At 47.1% G+C, this 22,970-nt stretch carries 22 protein-coding genes; 14 read left to right on the top strand and 8 right to left on the bottom strand.

Annotation, left to right across the window (positions count from 1 at the left end; translation table 11 throughout):
• The first annotated feature begins 31 nt into the window (after positions 1 to 31).
• Entirely contained in the window at positions 32 to 2,938 is a 2,907-nt protein-coding gene (locus tag FOT42_RS02195; RefSeq protein WP_151888931.1) for an FAD-binding and (Fe-S)-binding domain-containing protein, read from the top strand.
• Here FOT42_RS02195 and FOT42_RS02190 read toward each other — a convergent pair.
• Positions 2,909 to 3,826 carry a UDP-2,3-diacylglucosamine diphosphatase gene (locus tag FOT42_RS02190; protein WP_151888930.1) on the bottom strand — a complete coding sequence of 306 codons (918 nt, stop codon included), beginning with the start codon at positions 3,824 to 3,826 and terminating at the stop codon, positions 2,909 to 2,911. The genes FOT42_RS02195 and FOT42_RS02190 overlap by 30 nt on opposite strands.
• Positions 3,827 to 4,020: 194 nt before the next feature.
• Here FOT42_RS02190 and aroC point away from each other — a divergent pair, with 194 nt between their 5' ends.
• From aroC to FOT42_RS02175, 3 genes are all read left to right on the top strand, one after another.
• Entirely contained in the window at positions 4,021 to 5,085 is a 1,065-nt protein-coding gene (gene aroC / locus FOT42_RS02185) for a chorismate synthase (protein ID WP_151888929.1), read from the top strand.
• Between the two features lie 56 nt (positions 5,086 to 5,141).
• Positions 5,142 to 6,461, top strand: a complete 1,320-nt coding sequence (locus FOT42_RS02180; protein ID WP_151888928.1) for a dicarboxylate/amino acid:cation symporter — start codon at positions 5,142 to 5,144, stop codon at positions 6,459 to 6,461.
• Between the two features lie 86 nt (positions 6,462 to 6,547).
• Positions 6,548 to 7,720, top strand: a complete 1,173-nt coding sequence (locus FOT42_RS02175; protein WP_151888927.1) for a flavohemoglobin expression-modulating QEGLA motif protein — start codon at positions 6,548 to 6,550, stop codon at positions 7,718 to 7,720.
• 126 nt (positions 7,721 to 7,846) lie between these two features.
• Here FOT42_RS02175 and FOT42_RS02170 read toward each other — a convergent pair whose 3' ends face one another.
• Both FOT42_RS02170 and FOT42_RS02165 read right to left on the bottom strand, forming a co-directional pair.
• Entirely contained in the window at positions 7,847 to 8,251 is a 405-nt protein-coding gene (locus FOT42_RS02170) for a thiol-disulfide oxidoreductase DCC family protein (protein WP_151888926.1), read from the bottom strand.
• Between the two features lie 142 nt (positions 8,252 to 8,393).
• On the bottom strand, positions 8,394 to 9,137 hold the full coding sequence (locus tag FOT42_RS02165) for a DUF2268 domain-containing putative Zn-dependent protease (RefSeq protein WP_151888925.1): 744 nt from the start codon (positions 9,135 to 9,137) through the stop codon (positions 8,394 to 8,396).
• A gap of 310 nt (positions 9,138 to 9,447) precedes the next feature.
• Between FOT42_RS02165 and FOT42_RS02160 the strand changes: the two genes are divergently transcribed.
• Complete coding sequence (locus FOT42_RS02160) at positions 9,448 to 10,290, top strand: 1,4-dihydroxy-2-naphthoyl-CoA synthase (RefSeq protein ID WP_119620429.1); 843 nt, start codon at positions 9,448 to 9,450, stop codon at positions 10,288 to 10,290.
• A 753-nt stretch (positions 10,291 to 11,043) separates the two neighbouring features.
• Here the strand turns inward: FOT42_RS02160 and FOT42_RS02155 are convergent.
• Complete coding sequence (locus FOT42_RS02155; RefSeq protein WP_151888924.1) at positions 11,044 to 12,378, bottom strand: serine hydrolase domain-containing protein; 1,335 nt, start codon at positions 12,376 to 12,378, stop codon at positions 11,044 to 11,046.
• Between the two features lie 51 nt (positions 12,379 to 12,429).
• Between FOT42_RS02155 and FOT42_RS02150 the strand changes: the two genes are divergently transcribed.
• The 5 genes from FOT42_RS02150 to FOT42_RS02130 all read left to right on the top strand — a co-directional run bounded on the left by FOT42_RS02150 (position 12,430) and on the right by FOT42_RS02130 (position 16,464).
• A complete protein-coding gene (locus FOT42_RS02150) occupies positions 12,430 to 13,302 on the top strand; it encodes a pirin family protein (RefSeq protein ID WP_151888923.1) in 873 nt (290 codons plus the stop codon).
• Positions 13,303 to 13,342: 40 nt separating this feature from the next.
• Positions 13,343 to 13,777 carry a 3D domain-containing protein gene (locus FOT42_RS02145; protein WP_226789772.1) on the top strand — a complete coding sequence of 145 codons (435 nt, stop codon included), beginning with the start codon at positions 13,343 to 13,345 and terminating at the stop codon, positions 13,775 to 13,777.
• The gene (locus FOT42_RS02140; RefSeq protein WP_151888922.1) at positions 13,774 to 14,433 is read left to right on the top strand and encodes a peptidoglycan recognition protein family protein; all 660 of its coding nucleotides are present in this window, start codon (positions 13,774 to 13,776) and stop codon (positions 14,431 to 14,433) included. Before FOT42_RS02145 ends, FOT42_RS02140 begins: the two co-directional genes overlap by 4 nt.
• A gap of 106 nt (positions 14,434 to 14,539) precedes the next feature.
• Complete coding sequence (locus FOT42_RS02135) at positions 14,540 to 15,985, top strand: M14 family zinc carboxypeptidase (RefSeq protein ID WP_151888921.1); 1,446 nt, start codon at positions 14,540 to 14,542, stop codon at positions 15,983 to 15,985.
• Positions 15,986 to 15,999: 14 nt separating this feature from the next.
• Positions 16,000 to 16,464: a hypothetical protein gene (locus FOT42_RS02130; protein WP_151888920.1), complete on the top strand. Its 465-nt coding sequence runs from the start codon at positions 16,000 to 16,002 to the stop codon at positions 16,462 to 16,464.
• 98 nt (positions 16,465 to 16,562) lie between these two features.
• On the opposite strand, the gene FOT42_RS18005 is transcribed toward FOT42_RS02130, so the two are convergent.
• Positions 16,563 to 16,730 carry a hypothetical protein gene (locus FOT42_RS18005; protein ID WP_192938304.1) on the bottom strand — a complete coding sequence of 56 codons (168 nt, stop codon included), beginning with the start codon at positions 16,728 to 16,730 and terminating at the stop codon, positions 16,563 to 16,565.
• 151 nt (positions 16,731 to 16,881) lie between these two features.
• On the opposite strand from FOT42_RS18005, the gene FOT42_RS02125 reads away from it, so the two are divergent.
• Entirely contained in the window at positions 16,882 to 17,493 is a 612-nt protein-coding gene (locus FOT42_RS02125; RefSeq protein ID WP_151888919.1) for a 3-keto-disaccharide hydrolase, read from the top strand.
• A gap of 53 nt (positions 17,494 to 17,546) precedes the next feature.
• On the opposite strand, the gene FOT42_RS02120 is transcribed toward FOT42_RS02125, so the two are convergent.
• Positions 17,547 to 18,494 carry a 3-keto-disaccharide hydrolase gene (locus tag FOT42_RS02120; protein WP_151888918.1) on the bottom strand — a complete coding sequence of 316 codons (948 nt, stop codon included), beginning with the start codon at positions 18,492 to 18,494 and terminating at the stop codon, positions 17,547 to 17,549.
• Between the two features lie 70 nt (positions 18,495 to 18,564).
• The gene (locus FOT42_RS02115; protein ID WP_151888917.1) at positions 18,565 to 19,647 is read right to left on the bottom strand and encodes a vWA domain-containing protein; all 1,083 of its coding nucleotides are present in this window, start codon (positions 19,645 to 19,647) and stop codon (positions 18,565 to 18,567) included.
• Positions 19,648 to 19,861: 214 nt separating this feature from the next.
• Here FOT42_RS02115 and FOT42_RS02110 point away from each other — a divergent pair, with 214 nt between their 5' ends.
• Positions 19,862 to 20,116, top strand: coding sequence for a MoaD/ThiS family protein (locus tag FOT42_RS02110; RefSeq protein ID WP_151888916.1), 255 nt, complete (start codon positions 19,862 to 19,864; stop codon positions 20,114 to 20,116).
• A 54-nt stretch (positions 20,117 to 20,170) separates the two neighbouring features.
• Here FOT42_RS02110 and FOT42_RS18000 read toward each other — a convergent pair whose 3' ends face one another.
• Positions 20,171 to 20,314 (bottom strand): hypothetical protein, encoded by a 144-nt coding sequence (locus FOT42_RS18000; RefSeq protein ID WP_192938303.1) that lies wholly within the window; start codon positions 20,312 to 20,314, stop codon positions 20,171 to 20,173.
• A 157-nt stretch (positions 20,315 to 20,471) separates the two neighbouring features.
• Between FOT42_RS18000 and FOT42_RS02105 the strand changes: the two genes are divergently transcribed.
• Positions 20,472 to 21,260: a hypothetical protein gene (locus FOT42_RS02105; protein WP_151888915.1), complete on the top strand. Its 789-nt coding sequence runs from the start codon at positions 20,472 to 20,474 to the stop codon at positions 21,258 to 21,260.
• Positions 21,261 to 21,464: 204 nt separating this feature from the next.
• Positions 21,465 to 22,835 carry an aldehyde dehydrogenase gene (locus FOT42_RS02100; protein ID WP_151888914.1) on the top strand — a complete coding sequence of 457 codons (1,371 nt, stop codon included), beginning with the start codon at positions 21,465 to 21,467 and terminating at the stop codon, positions 22,833 to 22,835.
• Positions 22,836 to 22,970: the final 135 nt, after the last annotated feature.

Below are 22,970 nucleotides of genomic sequence, written 5' to 3'. Positions count from 1 at the left end.
AGCAGATTTAGTTTCCCAAAATTATTTCAAATTGAATAAATATCAGCTCAAAGACCTTGCCGAAAGCTTGGAAGGTGACCTATTGACGGACGAACTGAGCAGGGCCTTGTACGCTACCGACGCCTCTGTTTATCGCAAATTGCCCATTGCGGTGGCCTATCCTAAAAATTTAGCGGACATCAAGCTGTTGATCACTTTTGCCAATAGAAACAAGTTGGGGCTGATCCCAAGGACGGCCGGGACCTCTTTGGCAGGACAATGTGTGGGAGATGGCATTGTGGTGGATGTCAGCCGTGAGTTCACCAAGATCATTGCACTGGACAAGGAAAAGAAACAAGTGACCGTTCAGCCTGGGGTTGTCCGGGACGAACTGAACCAATACCTAAAACCCTTCGGGTTGTTTTTTGGACCCAACACCTCAACATCCAATCGATGTATGATCGGGGGTATGGTGGGCAACAATTCCTCGGGCACCACATCCATCCAATATGGGGTGACCCGGGACAAAGTGGTGGCCATGCGATGTGTTCTTTCCGATGGGAGCGAAGCTTTCTTTGGAGCTGTTTCAAAGGTGGAATTTGAAAAAAAGAGATCGGAACCCACTTTGGAAGGGAAAATCTACGCCACCTTGTTCGAGGAACTTTCCAATGAGGCGACCCAAAAGAACATTGAAACGGAGTTTCCCAAGCCCAGCATACACCGAAGAAATACAGGATATGCCGTGGACGAACTTCTGAAGAACGATATATTCGGAAATGGCCAGGAAGATTTCAACCTGTGCAAGCTGTTGTCCGGAAGTGAGGGCACTTTGGCCTTCACCACGGAGGTGACCTTGCAACTGGATGACCTTCCACCGCGTTTCTCTGCCATGGTGGCCACACATTACAAAACCTTGGAGGATTGCCTCAGTGATGTGGCACCTGTGATGCAGCACAATCTTCATACCTGTGAGATGATGGACAAGGTGATCCTGGACTGCACCAAGAACAATAGGGCCCAGTTGGCCAACCGTTTTTTTGTGGATGGCGATCCGGCAGCCATTTTGATGTTAGAGGTGCGGTCAAATTCCGATGAAGACCTGCAAAAACAGCTGGAAGAACTGTTGGTGACCATAGAAAAGTCGGGCCTGAGCTATGCCAGCCCTGTGCTTTACGGAGATGATATCCATAAGGCCATAGAGCTGCGCAAAGCAGGACTTGGACTTTTAGGCAATATGGTCGGGGACCGAAAGGCCGTGGCCTGTATCGAGGACACTGCGGTGGCCTTGGAAGACCTGAAGGATTTTATCGGGGAGTTTTCCCAGATCATGAAGGGATACCATCAAGATGCGGTGTACTATGCCCATGCCGGGGCAGGGGAGCTGCATCTGCGTCCCATCCTCAACCTCAAAAAGGCGGAAGATGTGGTCCTGTTCCGTTCCATCACGACCGATGTGGCCAAACTCACTAAAAAGTACAATGGAAGTTTCAGTGGCGAACACGGGGATGGTATTGTCCGGGCCGAGTTTATCCCGTTGATGATAGGGGAGGAGAATTATGCATTGTTGAAAAGGGTAAAAGCCCTTTTTGACCCCAATAACATCTTCAACCCCGGAAAAATAGTGGACGCCTTCCCCATGGACGAATCCTTGCGCTACGTGGTGGACCGAAAAGAGCCCGAGATCAAGACCTTGATGGATTTTTCGGATAGTGAGGGAATCCTGAAAGCGGCCGAAAAATGCAACGGAAGTGGGGACTGTAGAAAGAGCCACCACATGAGCGGGGCCATGTGTCCCAGTTATCAGGCCACCAAAAATGAAAAGGATACGACAAGGGGCCGGGCCAATGCGCTACGGGAGTTTTTGACCCATTCTGAAAAACCCAATCAGTTTGACCATCAGGAACTTAAAAAGGTCTTTGATTTGTGTCTGAGCTGTAAGGCCTGTGCCAGTGAATGCCCCAGCAATGTGGACATTGCGGCACTGAAGGCGGAATTCCTCTACCAATACCAAGAGACGAACGGATACCCGCTACGGAGCAAATTGTTTGCGCACAATACCCGTTTGAATGCCATGGGAAGCAAAGTTTCGTGGTTGACCAATTCTGTTTATGATTCAGGTATTTTGGGTGGATTGGTGAAGAAAGTTGCTGGTGTAGCCCCGGAAAGAAGCCTGCCCAAAGTGCACCGGTTCAATTTTGAAAACCATTTGAACAAGTTCAAGGGACGACCAACCAAAAAGAAAGTGGTGCTCTATGTGGACGAGTTTGTAAAATATTTGGATGTGGAAGTGGGCAGGGATGCCATAGAACTGCTCTGTAAATTGGGCTATGATGTGGAATTGTTCCATGCCGAAAGTGGTAGGACCTATCTCTCCAAAGGATTTTTGAAAGAGGCGAAAAGATTGGTGGACAAGAACATGGGAAAGTTGAAACCACTTCTGGATGCTAATGTTGTCCTAGTGGGACTCGAACCTTCCGCTATTCTTTCTTTTAGGGACGAGTACCAGCGTTTGCACGACGATAAGGAACTGTTGAAAAAATTGGCCGTCAACTCACTATTGATCGAAGAGTTTCTGGCTTTGGAAATTGCAGGAGGGCATATCACGGCGGATAGTTTCACTGAAGAAGCCCGTACGGTCAAGATCCATAACCATTGCCATCAGAAGGCATTGAGCAACCAAAAAGTGACCTTTGATGTATTGAATTTGCCCAAAAACTACAAGGTATCCATCATTGCATCAGGTTGTTGCGGCATGGCGGGGTCGTTCGGGTATGAAAAGGAACATTACGAGACCAGTATGCAAGTGGGCAACCTGAAATTGTTCCCCGCGGTGGTCAAAAGCACTGAGGATACCATCATTGCGGCCAACGGCACCAGTTGTAGGCACCAGATTAAGGACGGCACCAAACGGGAGGCGCAGCACCCGGTCTCAATCCTGAGAGAAGCCTTGGTTGTCTAAGGTCTTCGTGTTCGGGGTTTCCTCCGCATCGTCGAGGTAGTCTTCGGTCAGATCTTCCACATCCACTTCCTTGTCGGTTATGGAGGCGATGAGTTCGTTCATGTCCATTTCCTTGAGGTCTTCGTCCACAAAGAAAGGGGAGAGCCTATCGTGGTTGTAGTGGTAAATTTTCCAACGTTTGAACGAATACTCCAATGCGGTCAGGTTTTCTACCCAATCCCCGGAGTTCAGATAGGTACAGCTCCCATTTTTATTCTCGTAGATTTCTTTTTTGGGTTGATGGATGTGGCCACAGATGACATAGTCATATCCATTTTCGATGGCCAGGTCCGCAGCGGTCCTTTCAAAATTGTTGATGTATTTCACGGCGCTTTTCACACTGTTCTTGATGCGTTTGGACAGGGAATATTTCTCCCTCCCCATTTTCACCAACCACCAGTTCACGAAGCTGTTGATCACAATGAGCAGATCGTAGCCATACCCGCCCAGTTTGGCGAGCCATTTGGCATTTTGGATGGACACATCGAACACGTCTCCGTGGAATATCCATGCTTTTTTACCGTCCAGATTGAGGACCAACTTGTTGGAAATCTTAAAATTCCCCATTGAAGTATCACTGAACTTACGGAGCATTTCATCATGATTTCCAGTGATGTAGTACACTTCCGTGCCCCTTGAAGCCATCCCGATGATCTTTCGGAGCACTTTGAGGTGGGAAGGGGGGAAATACCGTTTGCTGAACTGCCAAATGTCAATGATGTCCCCGTTCAAGATGAGTTTTTTGGGCTGGATACTGTTCAGATAAGCAATGAGTTCGTCGGCGTGACAACCGTAGGTCCCTAGGTGGACATCGGAAATCACGGCCAATTCTATCTTCCTTTTTTTCAATTGAATAAGGTTTGACTGCAAATTAAAACAGTAGGTATAAACTTAAAATCAAATCCAAATCATCAATACATGACATTATTGTTAAAAAATCATCAATCGCCATGACAAAATGTTACACTAACATTAAGTGTCCCCGTTGTTTTTGAATTCCAGCGATAAAATCTACCTTTGGAGTTCGTACAATTTTATACCGAATGGCAGGAAATTCTTTTGGACAACTCTTTAGGCTCACCACCTTTGGTGAATCGCACGGAAAGGCACTTGGGGGCGTAATCGATGGTTGTCCCGCCGGGATACCGTTGGATATAGATCAAATCCAAGCAGAACTGGATAGAAGAAAGCCCGGACAATCTGCCATTGTCACCCAACGCAAGGAACCAGATACCGTGGAAATCTATTCCGGTATCTTTGAAGGAAAGACGACAGGAACCCCCATCGGTTTTGCCATCCACAATACCAATCAAAAATCCCAGGATTATTCGCATATCAAGGACTCTTACCGTCCATCACATGCCGATTATGTGTACGACCAAAAATATGGTTTCCGCGATTACCGCGGAGGAGGCAGGAGTTCTGCCAGGGAAACGGCGAGCAGGGTAGTGGCAGGAGCTATTGCAAAGCAATTTTTGAACCAGATCCAAATAAATGCCTTTGTCAGCCAAGTTGGGGAAATGAAATTGGACAAACCTTACCAAGAACTGGATTTTTCACTGATCGAGTCCAATCCTGTCCGTTGTCCCGACCCTGAAATGGCCCAACAAATGGAAGAATATATCAAGGCCATAAAAAAAGAAGGGGATACCATTGGTGGGGTCATCACTTGTGTGATTCAAAATGTACCGGTCGGTCTTGGAGAGCCGGTTTTTGATAAGCTCCATGCCCGTTTGGGAGAGGCCATGCTGTCCATCAACGCCGTGAAGGGGTTTGAGTATGGTAGTGGGTTCGAAGGCGTGAAAATGAAGGGCAGCCAGCACAACGATGCCTACAACACGGATGGGACCACCCAAACCAACCGGAGTGGGGGAATCCAAGGGGGCATCAGCAATGGAATGGACATCTATTTCAACGTGGCCTTCAAGCCTGTGGCGACCGTACTCCAATCCTACGAGACCATCAACAAGGAAGGGGAGAGGGTAACGGCCCAAGGCAAGGGCAGGCACGATCCCTGTGTGGTGCCAAGGGCAGTGCCCATTGTGGAAGCCATGGCCGCACTGCTCCTTGCCGATTACGCCCTTTTGGCGCGCGCCAACAAAATCTGAGGGCATTTTAGGGAGTTTCCGATCAAAATAGTATCTTCCTCTCCTAAAAATCACTTATGCGTAAATTAGAATTACACTGGCAAATCCTTATCGGGATGCTTTTGGGTATTCTCTTCGGTTTTGCAATGACCTACGTGGATTGGGGCAAGGATTTTGTTTCCGATTGGATCCAACCACTGGGCACGATCTTCGTGAAATTGCTCAAACTGATCGCCATTCCCCTTATCGTGGCATCCCTTGTAAAAGGCATTTCCGACCTCAAGGACATTTCAAAATTCAGGAATATAGGGCTGCGTACCATCGGCATCTATATCATCACCACGGTTTTTGCCATTTCCATTGGACTTGTACTGGTCAATTTGATGCAGCCGGGCAAGGGAATCTCGCAGGAAACCGTACAAAAACTGACGGATACCTACGCTGGCGATGCCGGTGTTACTTCAAAGATCGAAGAGGCATCGCGACAGCAGAACAGTGGCCCTTTACAGTTTTTGGAGGACATGGTGCCCGATAATGCCTTTGCTGCCATGAGCGACAACGGTTTGATGCTCCAGGTCATCTTTTTCACCATCTTTTTGGGCATTTCCATGTTGTTGATCGGAGAGGAAAAGGCAAAACCGCTAAAGGATTTCTTTGATTCCATGAACGAAGTGGTGCTCAAAATGGTGGATCTTATCATGCTCACCGCGCCATACGCCGTTTTTGCCCTTTTGGCCGGCGTTGTGGTCTCTTCCAGCGACCCCGATCTATTGTTGGCCCTGTTGAAGTATGCCCTCGTGGTATTGCTTGGTTTGGCCTTGATGATTGTTTTTTACTGCATCATGGTGTCCGTTTTCACCAAGAAAAATCCATTGTGGTTCTTGAAGGAAATGAGTCCGGCCCAATTGTTGGCCTTTTCCACCAGTTCCAGTGCGGCAACGCTGCCCGTGACCATGGAAAGGGTGGAAGAACACATTGGTGTGGACAAGGAAGTGTCCAGTTTTGTGTTGCCCGTCGGGGCGACCATCAACATGGACGGTACCAGTCTTTATCAAGGTGTGGCCGCGGTCTTCATTTCACAGGCATTGGGCTTTGACCTTACGTTCACTGGTCAATTGACCATTGTGCTTACCGCACTGTTGGCGTCCATTGGATCGGCGGCAGTACCCGGTGCAGGCATGGTGATGTTGGTCATAGTTTTGGAATCCATTGGTTTTCCTTCGGACAAACTCGCCATTGGTCTGGCATTGATCTTTGCGGTGGACCGACCTTTGGACATGTGCCGGACCATTGTGAACGTTACGGGTGATGCCACAGTTTCCATGATGGTGGCCAAATCCGTGGGTAAGCTTGGGGAGCCGAAGGTGAAGAACTGGGACGATAACCTGAAAAAGTAGCAAAAACCTTGGTAAGCTATGCTTGACGAAGGAACAATCAAAAGTTTTGTTCCCAAAGGGCTATGTGCATTTGAAAAAGAAAAGGTATGATCGGTGAAAAACAAGCAGAACAACTGCTCCAACAATATCCCTATGTCTTCCAAATAGATGCCAATCTGGACCGATTGGTGCGGAAGATAGAGTTGCTGAGCTACATCAACCCACAGAACATTGAGAAGGAAAAGCAGCGGTTCTTTGCTTCAAAATATTCCGTGGAGCCAGAGTTCAAATACCCAAAACTAAAGTTTGATCCCTATAAACTGCACCGCCTGTTCTTTTCCCAACGCCTGGAACGGATACGGAACGAACATCTCCGCAAATTGTACCAAGATGTCATTTACTACTATTCCAACATGGTGCAGTGCATTGAGACCATAGGGAAGAGTCGGAATTTCTATTACAATTCGCTTCGGGTCTATGGTACCCCTACCGAAAAGGATGTACAGAATGCCCGTTTCATCCTCCATTTTGCCGATGAGCCAGTGGTTCCCGACATGGAGAAGGTATTCTCGGCCGAAGAGGCCCGTAGCTATTTTGAGGATTTTGTGCAGCAGTACAATTTCCCGCTGAACATCAAATATTCCACCAGTATCGCCGCAGAGGCCATGGTGAGCAACAGTACCCAATCGCTATTGATCAAAAAGAACACCAAGTTCAGCAAGAACCAACTGCTTACCCTTGCCAACCACGAGATCGGCGTGCATTTGGTGACCACTTATAATGGCCTGCAACAGCCCCTGAAGATTTTCTCCAACGGCTTGCCCAAAAATGTGGAGACCCAGGAAGGATTGGCGGTTTTTAGCGAGTATATGGGTGGTGCACTGACCTTGAAACGCCTTAAGGAGATTGCTTATCGGGTGTTGGCCGCCGACAGCTTGATCAAAGGTTACTCTTTTGCCGATACGTTCGACCTGATCCACGGGCAGTACAAACTGAACCGGGACGACGCTTTTACCATCACGCTACGTGTGCACAGGGGTGGAGGTTTCACAAAAGACCGTCTGTACCTGAGCGGACTGCGAAAGATCTACAAGCGTTATCTAAGGGAGGAATCCATGGATACTTTGCTGACGGGCAAAGTGGCCCTGGAGTACGAGGAAACCATCAACTACCTGAAAGGGTTGGGATTGGCGCACCCCATAACCCATAAAAGTTATTCGTTCGACCAGAAATTGAACACCAACAAGACCTTGGATTTTATCTTGAACAACTTGAAATAATAGGGCTCTCGATACATTTTCCCTCCACTTCGTTTCGGGAAAACACTCGAACTGAAATATGTTCAAGGGGAGTTTGTCACTTCGAGTGATTTTCGAAGAAAATCGTATCGAGAAGTAATTGAAGCATCACCCTAAAAACTTGGCCCTCAACTCAGGGGTGGGGACCATGCAGGCATCCTTTTTGCCGAACCATTTGTAGCGGTTACGTGCCACAAAGTCGTACACCACATCCCGGATGGATTTTGGAATCCATGTAAAGACTGCGGACAGCTTCCACAGGCCACCAAGTTCTTGGGCGATTTCCAAGGCCGCATCGGATTTGGTAAAATAGGCCACCCCGGGCTCAATCAGGATGATGGAATCCACTTGGCCGGTGTCGATGCCACGTTCACGGACGAGTTGCAGCCCAACCTCACTTTGAAGCGAGGCGTAGCGGAACAGGTCCTTTTTATCCCGTTTGATCACAAACAGTACACTGTTGTTGCAGAGGTTGCAGACTCCATCGAACAAAATTATTTTTTTCTTTTCCATAGTGCTGTCATTCCCACGCCCGCCTGCCGCCTGCCTGCAAGGCAGGGACGGGCAGAAAAGCGGGAATCCAATTTCTTTACTCCAAAGATACGCAGCTTTACAGTTAAAGCCTAGCTTGAAGATGGGGCCTAGGTTAGTAGGCTTAATACCCCGCTAATTGATAAATTTCGTTTGGGGAAAGTTCACCAAGTTCTAGCACATCTTTGCCGGAACGGGTCATTGCTTTTCTAACTAGATAGTTTCCGGTTTGGTAACCAATGGACTGTCTGCCATCAGGGTGTTGGAACATCCAATGCTGATAGTTGGCGTTTTTGGGCAATTCCCTTATTTCCTTAACCCATTGTTCCGCAATATGGTCTTCTGGCGGACTGACCGCATCCATCGCTTTACCTGTGTACTCTTCGGAAAAAACAACGGCCAGGCCTTCGTTTATCGCGGCAATATCAATTCCTGGGGCAAATTTATTATCCTGAATGGCCCAACCTCGGTACAAATGATGGAATTCGTGGTAAATCGTAAGCTTAAGTACCGTTTGCACGGCTTTGGTTATACCCCCTGGATAATTATCAGAGATTTGAATTAGCACTAAGGGTGGGGAATTGGTTTCCGTGCGTCCGGTAACTCCCCCGACCACATCAAGATCCCAATCCACAATTTCCAAGGAAACGTTGATGCTATCGGGCAGGGTGGGCAAGAGATCCCGGATTTCATTTTCCGATTCCAATACAATTTTATGGATCAACTCTTTTTGGGGTGGCGTGAATCTTTTACCCTCTTCGGTAAAAGTGACGATAGTGTTTGAGGATTCGTTGGTGTTGGGAGCACTTTTACAATTACTTATTGCAATAATTGCCACAAAAAGCACTAGGATTTTGATTAATTTCATTGATATTCGTTTCACTTGTAGACTAATGAAATCCAAATTTGTTACTTCAAGCGAAAAAGTAGTGGCGGCGTGTTGATGAAAGAGCAGGGGTAGAACGGCCGCGTATAAGTGATTCGTTTTACCGAATTGTATCGACCGATAATGAAGTTCGCTGAAATTTCCTTCAAAAATCCTTTTAAATTAAACATGTTCATAATCATTTTTGTTAACTCTAACCTGTTGGTACAGATGAGTTTGCAGTTGCTGCTCCCTTCAAAACCCGCATAATACAGATTTTCCGTTATTTTGTAATCCAACAAAACATACACCTATGGAATCACCCAACTGGCAGACCGCCATGGAATTTGAGGACATCACCTATAAAAAATGCAACGGCGTGGCCCGTATCGCCTTTAACCGCCCCGATATACGCAATGCCTTCCGGCCCAAGACCACCAGCGAACTCTACAAGGCCTTCTACGATGCGCAGGAGGACACCAGTATCGGCGTGGTGCTGCTTTCCGGCGAGGGACCTTCGTCCAAGGACGGCAAATGGGCCTTCTGTAGCGGGGGCGACCAAAAAGCCCGTGGACACCAGGGGTATGTGGGCGAGGATGGCTATCACCGCCTGAACATCCTGGAAGTGCAGCGCCTCATCCGTTTTATGCCCAAAGTGGTCATCGCCGTGGTGCCCGGTTGGGCCGTTGGGGGAGGGCACAGCCTTCACGTGGTCTGCGATATGACCCTGGCCAGCAAGGAACACGCCATTTTTAAACAGACCGATGCCGATGTCACCAGTTTTGATGGGGGATACGGTTCGGCCTATCTCGCCAAGATGGTGGGACAGAAAAAGGCCCGTGAGATCTTCTTTTTGGGACGAAACTATTCCGCGCAGGAGGCCTATGAAATGGGCATGGTGAACGCCGTGATCCCACATGACGAACTGGAGGACACCGCCTACCAATGGGCGCAGGAGATCTTGGCCAAGTCGCCGACGTCCATCAAAATGCTGAAATTCGCCATGAACCTCACGGACGATGGTATGGTGGGGCAACAGGTCTTTGCAGGGGAAGCGACCCGTTTGGCCTACATGACCGACGAGGCCAAGGAAGGTCGCAATGCCTTTTTGGAAAAGCGCAAACCCGATTTCGGCAAGGATAAGTGGATTCCGTAATTCAGTGTTCAATAAATAATGAACAATTGACAATTAATTCCTGATGAGTAGGGATTTGTGACATTTGTACAATTCCTGCCTGCATTTCGACAGCCCTTCGACTGCGCTCATGGTGACGGCTCAATGATCGCGGCAGGTGGGCGTGTCAACTGAGACAATAGAGATTGGATGATAGAAAATAGACCATTCTTCTGAATCAAAAGAGCCATTAGTGTCATTCGTGCAATTCGTGTCCATCAGGAATGTACAAAACCAAAAAGAGCCCTGCCACTTGGGTCAAGACTCTTTTACGAGAACACTATATGAAAATGAAAAAATTACTTTCAGAATTAATTACATGGTAAATGTACCACCGATATACCCACAAATGAAATTATTGTTGTGAAGTTCCTCGGAATTGTGGTCATCCCGCATTTTTGTGAAATCCATCCCTATTTTTCTTGGTTTTTGAATAAACAGTGAAGAGATTCTTCGCTCTGCTCAGAATGACAAACGGACTCAATACACAATGAACAATTGACAATGGATTCGTGTCATTCGTGCAATTCGTGTCCATCAGGAATGTGCAAAACCAAAAAGAGCCTTGCCACTTGGGTCAAGACTCTTTTACGAGAACACTATATGAAAATGAAAAAATTACTTTCGGAATTAATTACACGGTAAATGTACCACCAGTGTTCCCGCAAATGAAATTATTGTTGTGAACTGTCCCGTTGTTGTGGTTAGGCTCCATTTTTATACCATCAGCTCGATTTAAGGTACGGCTTTCACGATGTTTGACAGTATGCCGTTCACATCAAAATAGGGTTCTTCGGCCAATCCGGTCCGCACCACCACCAAATCCTTGGAAGGGATGATGAACACATGCTGCCCTTCATAGCCATTGCAACTAAAGAGATCTTTGGGCACATCGGGGTATTTTCCTTCGGCGTTCAACCAAAAGTGGGCCCCATAGGTGCCATTTGAATGGATGGTTGGCGTAGTGATGTAGTCCACCCATTCCGGGGCAAAGACCTGTTCGCCGTTCCAATGGCCCTTATTGAGGTACAATTGTCCAAAACGGGCCCAATCGCGCGTACTGGCCCACGCGTAGGACGAGCCCACATAATTCCCAGCGATGTCGGCCTCCAGGACCATGGACTGCATCCCTATTTTATCGATGAGGGCAGCGTAGGGAAAATCCAGATATTCCTGATGGCTCCTGAACTGTTGGCGAAGGATTCCCGAAAGTAGGTTGGAAGTACCCGAGGAGTAGTTCCAGATTTCCGTAGGTTCCGCTATGGCTTTTTTGTCTTTTTGGGCCTTCGTCATATCGCTGTCCAGGAACAGCATTCGGGTCACATCGGAAATGGAGCTGTAGTCCTCGTCCCACTCCAGTCCGCTCTGCATGCGGAGTAGGTGGTCCAAGGTGATGTTCTTGCGTTCGTCATCCTTCCATTCGGCAATGGGGGCCGGCCAATCCATCTCCAGTTTGCCTTGGTGTTCCAAGACCCCGAAACAAGTGGCCAACACACTCTTGGTCATGGACCAACCCAAAATAGGGGTATCCTTGTCAAACCCATCGATATAACGCTCCGCGATCAAATGGCCTTTGTACAACACAAGAAAGGTTCTTGTTTTCTGAGTTTCCGGGTTGGCAAAGGCCATGGCCACCGCTTTGTTGATGAAATCCATGTCCACTTCCGGTAAAATGGTGTCCAAGGGGTCTGCCTGTCCGTAGGGGTAGGGGATAGTGTCCATGGTTTTGCTTCGGTTGGGTCGAATGGTGAGTTTTGTGGAGTCATAATCGTCATTCACCAACACGGCTCCCAGGCCATCCCGGTACACCGCAGTGCGTTTCATCAGCCCATAGACGGTGGAAGAGGCCGCTTGCTTGCTTTCGTCCAGTTCGGTGGACGCCAGCTCAATCAAAGGGGCCTTGTTGTCAAATTGGTTCATGCTTGCCGCGGAACGGTGGGCCACATAGACCCCGGAAGCCACATTTTTGGCCGCATAACCGGAAATAATGTTCAGTTTGGGATAATTTAGATAAACGACAACTCCTATGATCAGGACAAGGAGCAGTAAAACACGCTTCAGTAGTTTCATGGTTTTGGATGTATTTGTAACTTTCTGCTCCTAAATATAAACATTAAACATATGTCCAACATCGGGTTGATCATCGAAGAACGCAGTAGGGATATCGGTGACTTTTTGGTAGGGCGTCTCATCCCGTTCCGAAAAAAACGGATGATTGGCCCCTTCATTTTTATAGATCATATGGGTCCAACACAACTGGGTCCCTCAAAATACATGGATGTGGACCAGCATCCGCACATGGGGCTCTCCACCCTTACCTTTATGCTGGAGGGCGAGATCATGCACGAGGATGGTCTGGGTACCCATCAACGCATACGTCCCGGGTCCGTAAACTGGATGACAGCCGGAAAAGGGGTGACCCATACCGAGCGTACACCTCCGGACCTGAGAAATGGAAACACTTTTACCGCACACGGTTACCAGATTTGGGTGGCCCTGCCCAAGGAATTGGAGGATATGGAACCGCAATTCCACCATATTGAGGGGAAAGACCTTCCAAAATGGACCGATGCCAGTGCAACATTCACCTTGATCGCCGGGGATGGATATGGAAAAAAATCCCCCGTTCCCGTGCATTCTGATCTTTTTATGGTCGAGATAAAAAATACCGCCGAATACACCTTGAACGTCAACGGCAACCTGAAAGGGGAAATAGGCATCTGCATCGTGGAGGGAAGCATCAAGGCCTGTGGTGAAACAGTGGAAAAAGGGAACATCTTGGTCTCCAAAGTAGAGGATACCTGCAATATCATCATGGAACCAAATACCCATTTGTTGCTGTTTGGTGGAGAGGCCTTCCCGGAAGAGCGGTTCATTTATTGGAATTTTGTGTCATCCAACCAAGAGAAGATTGAGCAGGCCAAAAAGGCATGGGCGGACAAAACGTTCCCCATGATGGAAAATGACGATACCTATGTGCCGCTTCCGTCCTAAACCACAATAATATGTACCTTTAGGTACAACACCGAACCTATTGAAAAAAGTACTCCTCAGTTGTATGATTGTCGTTTCCTGCGCCAAAGAGCTGGAAACCCCGCAGCCGGCCACTCACCAATGGTATGGGCACCAAGTCACGGCTTCGGCATACAACTCCGTGTTTTGGCAAACGGACAGCATCAATCCTTCCGTGGCCGCTTGGGGCGATACCCTAAAACCAGGGATGAAGAGTATTGCCGTGTCAAGGGACCTCATCAAACTGGGGTTGACGCACAACACCATGGTGAAAATCGATACTTTTCCGGATACGTTCTATGTCAAGGACAAAATGCATTGGCGATGGCGGAACCGTATAGATATTTATATGGGAAAGGATATACAAAAAGCCAGGGAATGGGGCCGAAAAAAACTGATGATCTGCTATGCCGTTCCCATGGATTCAACCACTATTACTTTAAACACTTTTGAATGAAAAAAACTGGACTGATTGCATTTTCAACATTGCTATTCGGGGCCTGCGGCACCCAAAAATACATCGTGGACATCCCTATCATTTTTGATGACCAACGCATTGAACTCACTGAAGAATATATGGCCCAACGCTATGGACTGGAAAATGATTCCACCCAGATAGTTCCCAAAATGGTCGTGTTGCACTGGACGTCCATTCCTACCTTGGAAAAATCCTTTCAGGCGTTCAACAGGACCACATTGCCCAATTGGCGGCCCGATCTGGAAAATGTGAGTGGTCTCAATGTCTCTTCCCATTTTTTGGTGGACCGGGACGGGACCATTTACCGATTGATGCCGGAAACCACTATGGCCCGACACACCATCGGCCTGAACCACTGTGCCATTGGCATCGAGAATGTAGGCGGCGGCGAAAAGCTTCCATTGACCAAAAAGCAGCTAAAGGCCAATATTTTCCTTGTGGAATACCTGGCTTCCAAATACGATATCGAATATGTCATCGGACATCAGGAATATACCCAGTTTGAAGGACACCCGCTCTGGCTGGAAGTGGACGATGGTTACCGCACGACCAAGACCGACCCCGGAATGGATTTTATGGAGAAAGTGCGAAAAGCCACGAAAAAATATAACTTTAAACCTGTTCCCAAAATCTAAGTATACTGGTTATTAGGTTATTTGGCCATATGCAACAGATCAATATCTCAGTAACCCAATAACCAATGGGATTTCAAAAATCATCTAACACAACTCCAAATAAATTATGATCAGAAACATAGTATCACTGGCAATTACGCTCTTTTCGTTATCGGTCAGCGCGCAAGATGCACTCACCTCCAAACTATATGAAACCTATGGGCAGTTCAAGGAACCTTCACTCAATGATAGACGTATCAAGCACAGTGATATCCAGCCCCTGATCCAAAAGATCAAGGCCAATCCCAAGTTTGAAGTGCAGAAAGTGGGGGAGTCCATACAGGGACGCGACCTGCACTTGATCAGCGTGGGAACGGGCAGTGAGAATATTTTCCTATGGTCGCAAATGCACGGGGACGAGCCCACGGCGACACAGGCGATTTTTGACATCCTCCATTTTTTGGATGCACCAGATTTCAAGGAAGAAAAAGAGGTGATCCTTTCCCGATTGAAGCTTCATTTTTTACCTATGGTAAATCCAGATGGAGCGGAGACCTTCCAACGCAGAAATGCCTTGGGCATCGATATCAACAGGGACGCACTGCGGCTACAATCGCCCGAGGGGCAGGTCCTCAAACGTATCCGGGACAGTCTGGATGCCAGCTTTGGGTTCAACCTGCACGACCAGAGCAAATATTATAACGCGGAACTCACCGAAAAACCGGCCACCATTTCTTATTTGGCAACGGCCTATAACTATGAAAAGGACATCAACGAGGTGCGGGCCAATGCGATGAAAGTAATCGTGTATATGAACAAGATCATCCAAAATTATGCGCCAGGGCAGGTGGGAAGGTACAGCGACGATTTTGAACCACGGGCCTTTGGGGACAACATTGCCAAGTGGGGTACCAGCCTCATCCTGATTGAATCCGGGGGCTACACCAATGATCCCGAGAAGCAGGAAATCCGTAAACTGAACTATGTGTCCATCTTGTCAGCGTTATATACCATTGCAAAAGGCAACTATAAGGACATTCCAGTAGAAGATTATGAAAAAATACCCCATAACGACCGTCAATTGTTCGACCTAAAGATCGAGAATGCCACTTACGAACTTTTGGGGAAGGACTACATCATCGACCTCGGGATTTTCAGGAACGAGGTGGACCTGAACGGGCATGACGATTTTTATTATAGGGGTTCCGTGGGTGACCAAGGTGATCTTTCCACTTTTTATGGCTACGAGACCTTTGATGCCACAGGGTATAAAATTGTGCCCCCGAAAATGGCCACAACGAGCAACATCGCCAAGCCATTGGTATTGTTAAAGGAGGGAGTGGCCTATGTCAAAACTGCCTTGCCCGAAAAAAAGGCTTTTACGGAGGCTCCTTTATTTTTGGTGGACCAGGATTTTGAACTGCGACCCTTTGGACTGTGGCCCGGGGCAAACCCCACCTTCTTTTTGGAAAAGGATGGCAAGCTGACCCATGCCGTCATCAATGGGTCCTTATTGGATCTGTCCCGGCCCATTGAAGAACAGCATTTTGGGAATGGGTTGATCTTTCGGTGATAAATAATGTTAATATGAAAACAATCATGATTTTTTTAACTTTTATTTCCAATGTACTGATTGGTGCATGTGCGAATCACCAATCGAGTACTCTGATTGAAAATTTTGTTGATGAAATAGTTATCTCGGGAAAAATTGACAAAATAGAAGAGTTCCTCGATTTGGGTGAAGACATCAAATCAAATCCGGAGTATTTGGCCTTTTTCAAGGAAAACTTTGCATCGATAAAGGATACAATGGAAGAAGGATGTAGCTTGGAATATGAATTGTTCACCTTTGATGAGGCTAGAAAATCCAACATTAACACTATTGGCCAATATGAAAAAAATTATTCGAAATTTGACCATGTTTATTTTGTAGTCTGTGACGGAAAAATAATTTTGCCCATTATTCAGGAAAATAACAAGATTATTTCCATTCAAAGCAGTATGCTTAAAAAACTGGGGGGTGATTATTCTCCCTTTCTTTTGAATCAATAATAGTAGATTTATAAAAGAATTTTCAAATTCTGCCCATATGATTATGCCGTCCATCCAACTATAATGGGCGGCTTTTTTTTGAGATAATCAGTATATCACTAATACCCATAATGAAAAGTGAGCGTTGATCCATATAAGAGCAACAAGGTCAGCATGATCAATAATGCAGCAACAATACTGATGAACAACGCCACCACGATGCCTTTGTAGGTGCTGTGAAGTGGACCAATGGCACTGTTCTGAATGATTTCCTTTACAAGATCCATAGTCTTTTGAGTTTGAATTTTTTTCTGGTTGTTAAGAGGTAATTAGTTGTCGTTTGTATATATGGAACAACTGTTGGGCTAAAAACCCTATATTTTTGATTGTTTTGTAGGGATTTACATAACTTGACCTTCCTTAATCAAACTAATATTTATGAAAAAATTGATTTTATCTACGACCCTGTTTGTCTTGGCCCTTCAATGGAGTTGGGCGCAAACACCTACCAAAGACCTGTTCAATGGTGAAAATTTGGACGGTTGGGTCAAGCATGGTGATGAAAAATGGTTTGTCGAGAATGGCGAACTTATTTGCGAGAGTGGTCCAAAAGCGGACTATGGCTACTTGTCCACCAAGGATTTCTATAAGGATTTTGAACTTTCCTTGGAATTCAAACAAGAAGCTGACGGCAACAGTGGGGTTTTTATCCGTTCCACATTTGACGGGAACATCGTAAGTGGATGGCAAGTGGAGGTGGCACCTCCAGGGCTGCACACGGGCGGCATCTACGAATCCTATGGCCGCAATTGGCTTGCCATACCGGAACCTGAAAAAGAAAAGGTATTGAAAATGGGGGAGTGGAACACCATGAAAATCCGTGTGAACGGCCCAGATGTGATCACTTGGTTGAACGGAGTGGAAATGGTGCACCTGACCGATGAGATCGTTGGAAAGGGAGAAGGGGCCATTGCCCTTCAGATTCACGACGGCGGCGGCATTCGTGTGAAATGGAGAAACATCAAGATCAAACCTGCGGAAGTCGAATAAAAAACAAAGCCCGATACTTTAGTATCGGGCTTTTGCTTGATAACAGTTTTATATCATTTTTTTCTTGGGGTGACCACAAAGCTTCTGTATTCAATAGGCCCGTGGTCTCCTTGGATCATGAACGGTCCGGGTTCCCCTTCCTTGCTGTCCAAAGCCCCACCAGTGATTCCAGGGATGGTCGCATCAGTGATCACGGTCTTGTCGTTCAAGGTCACCGTGACCCTTCTACCGATCAATGTAATGTCGTACGTCTGCCATTCACCCGCATCCTTGGCCGCATTCTCATTGGGTTCCAAGAAGCCATATACGCCACCAATATAGATGTCCATCGGGTCCAACCCCTTGTCATCTTCTATTTGGAGTTCATATCGGCCGCGGAGATAGATGCCGCTGTTGCTCCCTTTAGGATAGCGGAATTCCACATGCAGTTTAAAATCCTCGAATTTTTCGTCAGTGATCAGGTTGGAACCGGATTCTGGGCTGGTCAAGATACCATCCTTAACGACCCATTGGTTCTTTTCGCCATCCACATGCCATCCGGTCAGGTCCTTTCCATTGAAAATGTTCCTGGGTTTGTCCCACTTCGGATTTTCGGTGTAGGCCAATTCGGGTGCCTTCACCCCGGTCCAGTTAAGAACGGAGCCATCGGTGTAAATTAGGGTGCCCTTCAGTTTTCCGTCGGTCAATTCCCCATGAAAGATCATGTCACTTCCCTTGGGCTCCCATTGGTTGGGAATACTAAAGGTAAATTTGTTGTCACCATAGGTCTTGACCTCCGATATGGGCCTTGCGCTCCCGAATGCGAACACAAACCGCCCGATCAAGGTTGCATTGCCCGAATGCCGTATTTCCAACCACGATGGGGCGGTCTTTCCCATAAAATCCATCTCCAAGTCCCATCTACCCTCCAAAGGATATGATTTTTGGGAATGAAGGGCAAGTGTTGCGCCCATGATCAAGGTGCATATAAAAATACGCAGGGAATTTTTTAAGAATGTCATAGTTTGTTCAGTTTAATGGATGCCCAAGATAGGGATTTATCCAAAAAAGTGAACGTTCAAAACACACGGATCATTCACAACCTCCCATAAATCCTTTGGCGCTGAATTTGGTCTGTACCGCACCTTGGAGACTGCCATCGGTAAGTTGGATCACAAGGTTGCTCTCCCCACTGCCGTCCCTTTTGGGTGTGCAGTATTCGAACAGGTAGAAGCTATTTGCTTGTTCTGCAACACGTTGCGATATCTGGTTGAAGGTGATTTCCAGTTCTTCCTTGTTGGCGGCAAAGACACTGGCGGTCTTACCGATCTCGGTCAGTACTTCCGTGTCGATTTCCGCGCCAAGACCAATAGTGAAATACGAAATGTTCCTATCTGCTTCCCTAACGGCTTTTAGGGCATCGGATTCCTTGTATCGGGATGCTTGGTCCGTTCCATCGGTGAAAAGGACGACCGAAGCGGCTCCAATGACATCCGAATCTTGCTTAAGCAACTCCTTGGCCTTCTGGGTGGATTTGATGACTGCACCATAGAGGTCCGTAGAGGGGTCGTTGCTGATGTCCGCCGTAATCCCTTCGATGGAAGCCGTTAGTTCCTCCGCAGAAAAGGATAGGGGGTTCAATAGGTGTAGTTCATCCTCGCCATCAAACCAATAAATGGCCATTTGGAAGGATTCCGTTGCGGGGGAAGGCATCACATTGTTGACAAAACTGATGGAAGCGGCCTTCAATTCATCCAAACTGCTTTCCAATACACTGTTGCTCAGGTCCAATACCAAAAGGGTGTTGTTGTTGAACACTTGGGAGTTTGGTGAAATCCGTGCCTGTGATTCCGAAGAGGAGATCAGGTTGAAACAGTCATCGTTCCTACCTTGTTCGTATATGGTGAACTGGTCCGCGGTCAATCCGGAAATCGGATTTCCCTGAAGGTCGGAAACCTTGAAGAGGATGGAAACCTTGCCCGGCAGGGTAGTGAATTCATCTTGGATGGACAAAAGGAGTTCATTATCATCAAAACCCAGACAATCATCGGGCTCCTTGCCAATGCCCAGTTCGTTATCGTTGAAGTCAAAACTTACATCATCATCGGCATTGCCACAAGAGAAAAGAACAAGCGTAAGGGAAAAGAGCAAGAAATATTGAAGTGTGTGTTTCATTTTCAAAAGAAGTTAAGGTTCTTCATGCACAACGCTCAATTTTATCTAAAAGTATTTCGATGCCGTACATTTAAATTAAAGAAAAGTTAAAAATATACCGTTCCTGTTAAAATGGGGATGCCCACTATAATTTTTGGTAATTTCAACCCATCAATTGAACATACCATACCAACCTATCTAACCAAAGACCACTAACAGAAAAATAGGTTGATATATGACAATACTTTTGTTCGGAATCGCAAAGGACATTGTGGGCAGTCCCACATTATCGGTTCCCACATCCAGCATAACGGGAAAAAAAATACCAAAGACCGTTGGGGAGTTGAAGACTTTCTTATCGGGAACTTATCCGGAACTCAATAAATTATCCTCCATGGCCGTGGCGGTGAACCATAATTATGCAGAGGACCATGAAATCATCAACTCTTATGACGAAATTGCGCTTATTCCTCCCGTGAATGGAAGGTAATGGGAGGGGGGGGCAGATGGTTGAATGGGGTTCAAACCATGGAAAAAAGGAGTCTTAATCCTTGTTTTCTGTCTTCTTCAAATCGTTGTCAACGGTTTCCAAATCCTGGAAAATACCGCAGGAAATCTGTCTTTTGATCAGAGAACTGGATTTTTTCCGCTTGACCATCGCTTCGATCTGTTTGTTCAGGTACTGCATGGGAATACAATTTGTTCCTAAACGAAAGTTACCTCTTTTTTATTTTGACAATCAGAACATTATCGAAAAATTAACCTTTCATCGATCTCCGGTCCATCCCACGCACTAAATTGAGAGGTGAGCCGTTAATCCTACAAAACCTTAACTAAAGTTACTAATGAACAGATTTGCACAAAAAATTCAAGCCATTGCCGTTTTGGGTATGGCCTTTATTGCTTTTCAATCCTGTAGTGAGGACAGTATGCCGGGTGACGGGGAAGCACTTACTTCGCAGGAATTACAGACGATTCTGATGACCGATGACATTGCGGGGGCCGCCGATAGTGCCCTTGCGGAACTGTACATGGGCGATACCGCCAAATCCTTCACGGCAAAGGGAAATGACTGCTATACGGCCGAATATTCCGATACCGGGTTTGTGGCCACTTTCAACAATTGTGTCCTCAACAGGACCGAAAATGTGGACGGTACCGTGAGCGTGACCTACGCAGTGGGAGAGGGGAGTGCCTCCTTCACGGCAACTTTTACTGATTTTTATGTAGGGACCATCAAGATGAACGGTACCCGCACCTTTGTGGTGAACACCAGTGCCGACCAAAATTCGGTTTCCTTCACTGTGACCAGCGATATGTCGGTGGAACTGGAAGATGGCACTTCGATAAGTGAAACGGGAGAAAAAACCTTTGGTTTTATTTTCGGTGACGATTTGAGCAGCTTCACCTTGACACTATCAGGAAATTGGGCCGTACAGATCGATGAGAACGTGTATGCAGTGGAGACCTTGGAAGACCTTCAGGTGACCTCACCTTGCGAATATGTGTCCAGCGGCAGCATGGTGGTCTCCAAGAACGGACTGGCCGTGACCGTGGACTTTGGCAACGGCGAATGTGATGACAAGGCCACGCTGATCTATCCGAACGGGGCCAGTGAGGAAATTACCTTATAAACTTTTTGGGGCAATATTGTTGATGGAAGCCGTTTAAAAAGCTGGTTATCTGTCAGTTTGAGCGCAGTCGAAAACTTAATACCTGTCGAGAATCAATGGGTTTCGACTGCGCTCAACCTGACAAAATCGAAATTTTATTGCTTTTTAAACGGTTTTTCATTTTGTACCAGTTCGACTATCTTTAAACGAATCTAAAATCAGTTTATGGTCGAACAATTGGTCCAGTTCCAGAACACCTTTTTTGCCTCACAGCGGACAAAGGAGGTACATTTTAGAAAGCAATACCTGAAACGGTTGCAGCAGGAGATCCTGGCACAGGAAGATGCCATTTGTGATGCCATTTATGCCGATTTCAAAAAACCGCGGTTCGAGAGCCTGGCCACCGAGACCCAATTGGTCCTTGCCGAGCTGAGGCATGCCATCAAAAAGGTGGAGGAGTGGAGCCGGCCGACCAGTGTTGCCCCTTCGTGGACCAATTTTCCTTCCAAGGAGTGGATACAGCTCGAGCCTTTTGGGAAAGTGTTGATCATGGCTCCATGGAACTATCCCTTCATGCTCACCATTTCACCCCTCATCGGGGCCTTGGCCGCTGGCAACACCGCAGTGTTGAAACCGTCCGAACTCAGTCCCCATACGTCCGCGATCATATCGGCCATTGTCCAAAAGGTGTTTCCGCCGGAATATGTGGCCGTGGTGGAAGGGGGAGTGGAGGTGTCCACCCAATTGTTGGCCGAAAAATGGGAGTACATTTTTTTCACTGGCAGCACACAGGTGGGCAAGATCGTTTATAAGGCCGCTGCGGAGCACCTGACCCCGGTCACCTTGGAACTGGGCGGAAAAAATCCCTGTATTGTGGATGGAACTGCCAACGTGTCCCTGGCCGCAAAGCGGATAGCGTGGGGCAAGTTCATAAATGCGGGGCAGACCTGCATCGCCCCGGATTATATTTTGGTGCACAACACCCAAAAAGAAGCCTTTGTGGAGGCCATGAAGGCTCAAATCACTGCATTTTACGGACAGGACATCAAACAATCCGCTGATTTTGCACGGATTACCACGGAAAAGCATTATCAGGGACTTAAAGCGATGCTTGAAGGGCAACGGATCCTTTTTGGGGGACATTGCGATGATGGACAGCGGTTTGTGGAGCCCACTTTGGTGGACGAACCCGATTGGGGCAGCCCTGTGATGGAAGGGGAGATCTTTGGACCGATATTGCCGATCATTTCCTACGAAACCGAGGAAGAACTGCACCGAAACCTGTCCCGCTATGAAAAACCGTTGGCATTTTACGTGTTTTCCGGCGACAAAAAGTTCCAAAAGCGCATGATGGCGCAATATCCCTTCGGCGGCGGGACCATCAACGACACGGTGGTGCATATCAGCAACAAGGACCTGCCGTTTGGCGGTGTGGGCAATTCTGGCATAGGCGGGTACCACGGCAAGCATTCCTTTGACCTGTTCTCACACAAAAAATCGCTGGTGAGGCGGGGCACTTGGCTGGATGTGCCGATGCGCTACGCCCCGTACAAGATTCCCATCCGTTGGGTGAAGAAATTCAAACATCTTTTCTAGGGGAAAATTGCGCCTTTCCCAATTTTGACACCCAGATTTTGACAAGTCCGTATTTTTCTGCCAACGAAACGTTAAATAGCTGATTGTTAATGGATTTGGTTCTAACTTAAGAGGTGTAAACCCCTAAAATTGAAC

It is taken from the genome of Flagellimonas hadalis (assembly GCF_007785775.2).
Lineage (GTDB): Bacteria > Bacteroidota > Bacteroidia > Flavobacteriales > Flavobacteriaceae > Flagellimonas > Flagellimonas hadalis.
Note: the sequence above shows the minus strand (reverse complement) of the source record. Positions and strands in the feature narration are given on the sequence as shown.

Coding starts and splice junctions, on each gene's coding strand:
- aroC (WP_151888929.1), top strand. CDS start 4,021: ATGGCAGGAAATTCTTTTGGACAACTCTTTAGGCTCACCACCTTTGGT.
- FOT42_RS02130 (WP_151888920.1), top strand. CDS start 16,000: ATGAAAACAATCATGATTTTTTTAACTTTTATTTCCAATGTACTGATT.
- FOT42_RS02155 (WP_151888924.1), bottom strand. CDS start 12,378: ATGAAACTACTGAAGCGTGTTTTACTGCTCCTTGTCCTGATCATAGGA.
- FOT42_RS02160 (WP_119620429.1), top strand. CDS start 9,448: ATGGAATCACCCAACTGGCAGACCGCCATGGAATTTGAGGACATCACC.
- FOT42_RS02165 (WP_151888925.1), bottom strand. CDS start 9,137: ATGAAATTAATCAAAATCCTAGTGCTTTTTGTGGCAATTATTGCAATA.
- FOT42_RS18000 (WP_192938303.1), bottom strand. CDS start 20,314: ATGCAGTACCTGAACAAACAGATCGAAGCGATGGTCAAGCGGAAAAAA.
- FOT42_RS02170 (WP_151888926.1), bottom strand. CDS start 8,251: ATGGAAAAGAAAAAAATAATTTTGTTCGATGGAGTCTGCAACCTCTGC.
- FOT42_RS02105 (WP_151888915.1), top strand. CDS start 20,472: ATGAACAGATTTGCACAAAAAATTCAAGCCATTGCCGTTTTGGGTATG.
- FOT42_RS02125 (WP_151888919.1), top strand. CDS start 16,882: ATGAAAAAATTGATTTTATCTACGACCCTGTTTGTCTTGGCCCTTCAA.
- FOT42_RS02150 (WP_151888923.1), top strand. CDS start 12,430: ATGTCCAACATCGGGTTGATCATCGAAGAACGCAGTAGGGATATCGGT.
- FOT42_RS02175 (WP_151888927.1), top strand. CDS start 6,548: ATGATCGGTGAAAAACAAGCAGAACAACTGCTCCAACAATATCCCTAT.
- FOT42_RS18005 (WP_192938304.1), bottom strand. CDS start 16,730: ATGGATCTTGTAAAGGAAATCATTCAGAACAGTGCCATTGGTCCACTT.
- FOT42_RS02115 (WP_151888917.1), bottom strand. CDS start 19,647: ATGAAACACACACTTCAATATTTCTTGCTCTTTTCCCTTACGCTTGTT.
- FOT42_RS02120 (WP_151888918.1), bottom strand. CDS start 18,494: ATGACATTCTTAAAAAATTCCCTGCGTATTTTTATATGCACCTTGATC.
- FOT42_RS02135 (WP_151888921.1), top strand. CDS start 14,540: ATGATCAGAAACATAGTATCACTGGCAATTACGCTCTTTTCGTTATCG.
- FOT42_RS02140 (WP_151888922.1), top strand. CDS start 13,774: ATGAAAAAAACTGGACTGATTGCATTTTCAACATTGCTATTCGGGGCC.
- FOT42_RS02110 (WP_151888916.1), top strand. CDS start 19,862: ATGACAATACTTTTGTTCGGAATCGCAAAGGACATTGTGGGCAGTCCC.
- FOT42_RS02100 (WP_151888914.1), top strand. CDS start 21,465: ATGGTCGAACAATTGGTCCAGTTCCAGAACACCTTTTTTGCCTCACAG.
- FOT42_RS02180 (WP_151888928.1), top strand. CDS start 5,142: ATGCGTAAATTAGAATTACACTGGCAAATCCTTATCGGGATGCTTTTG.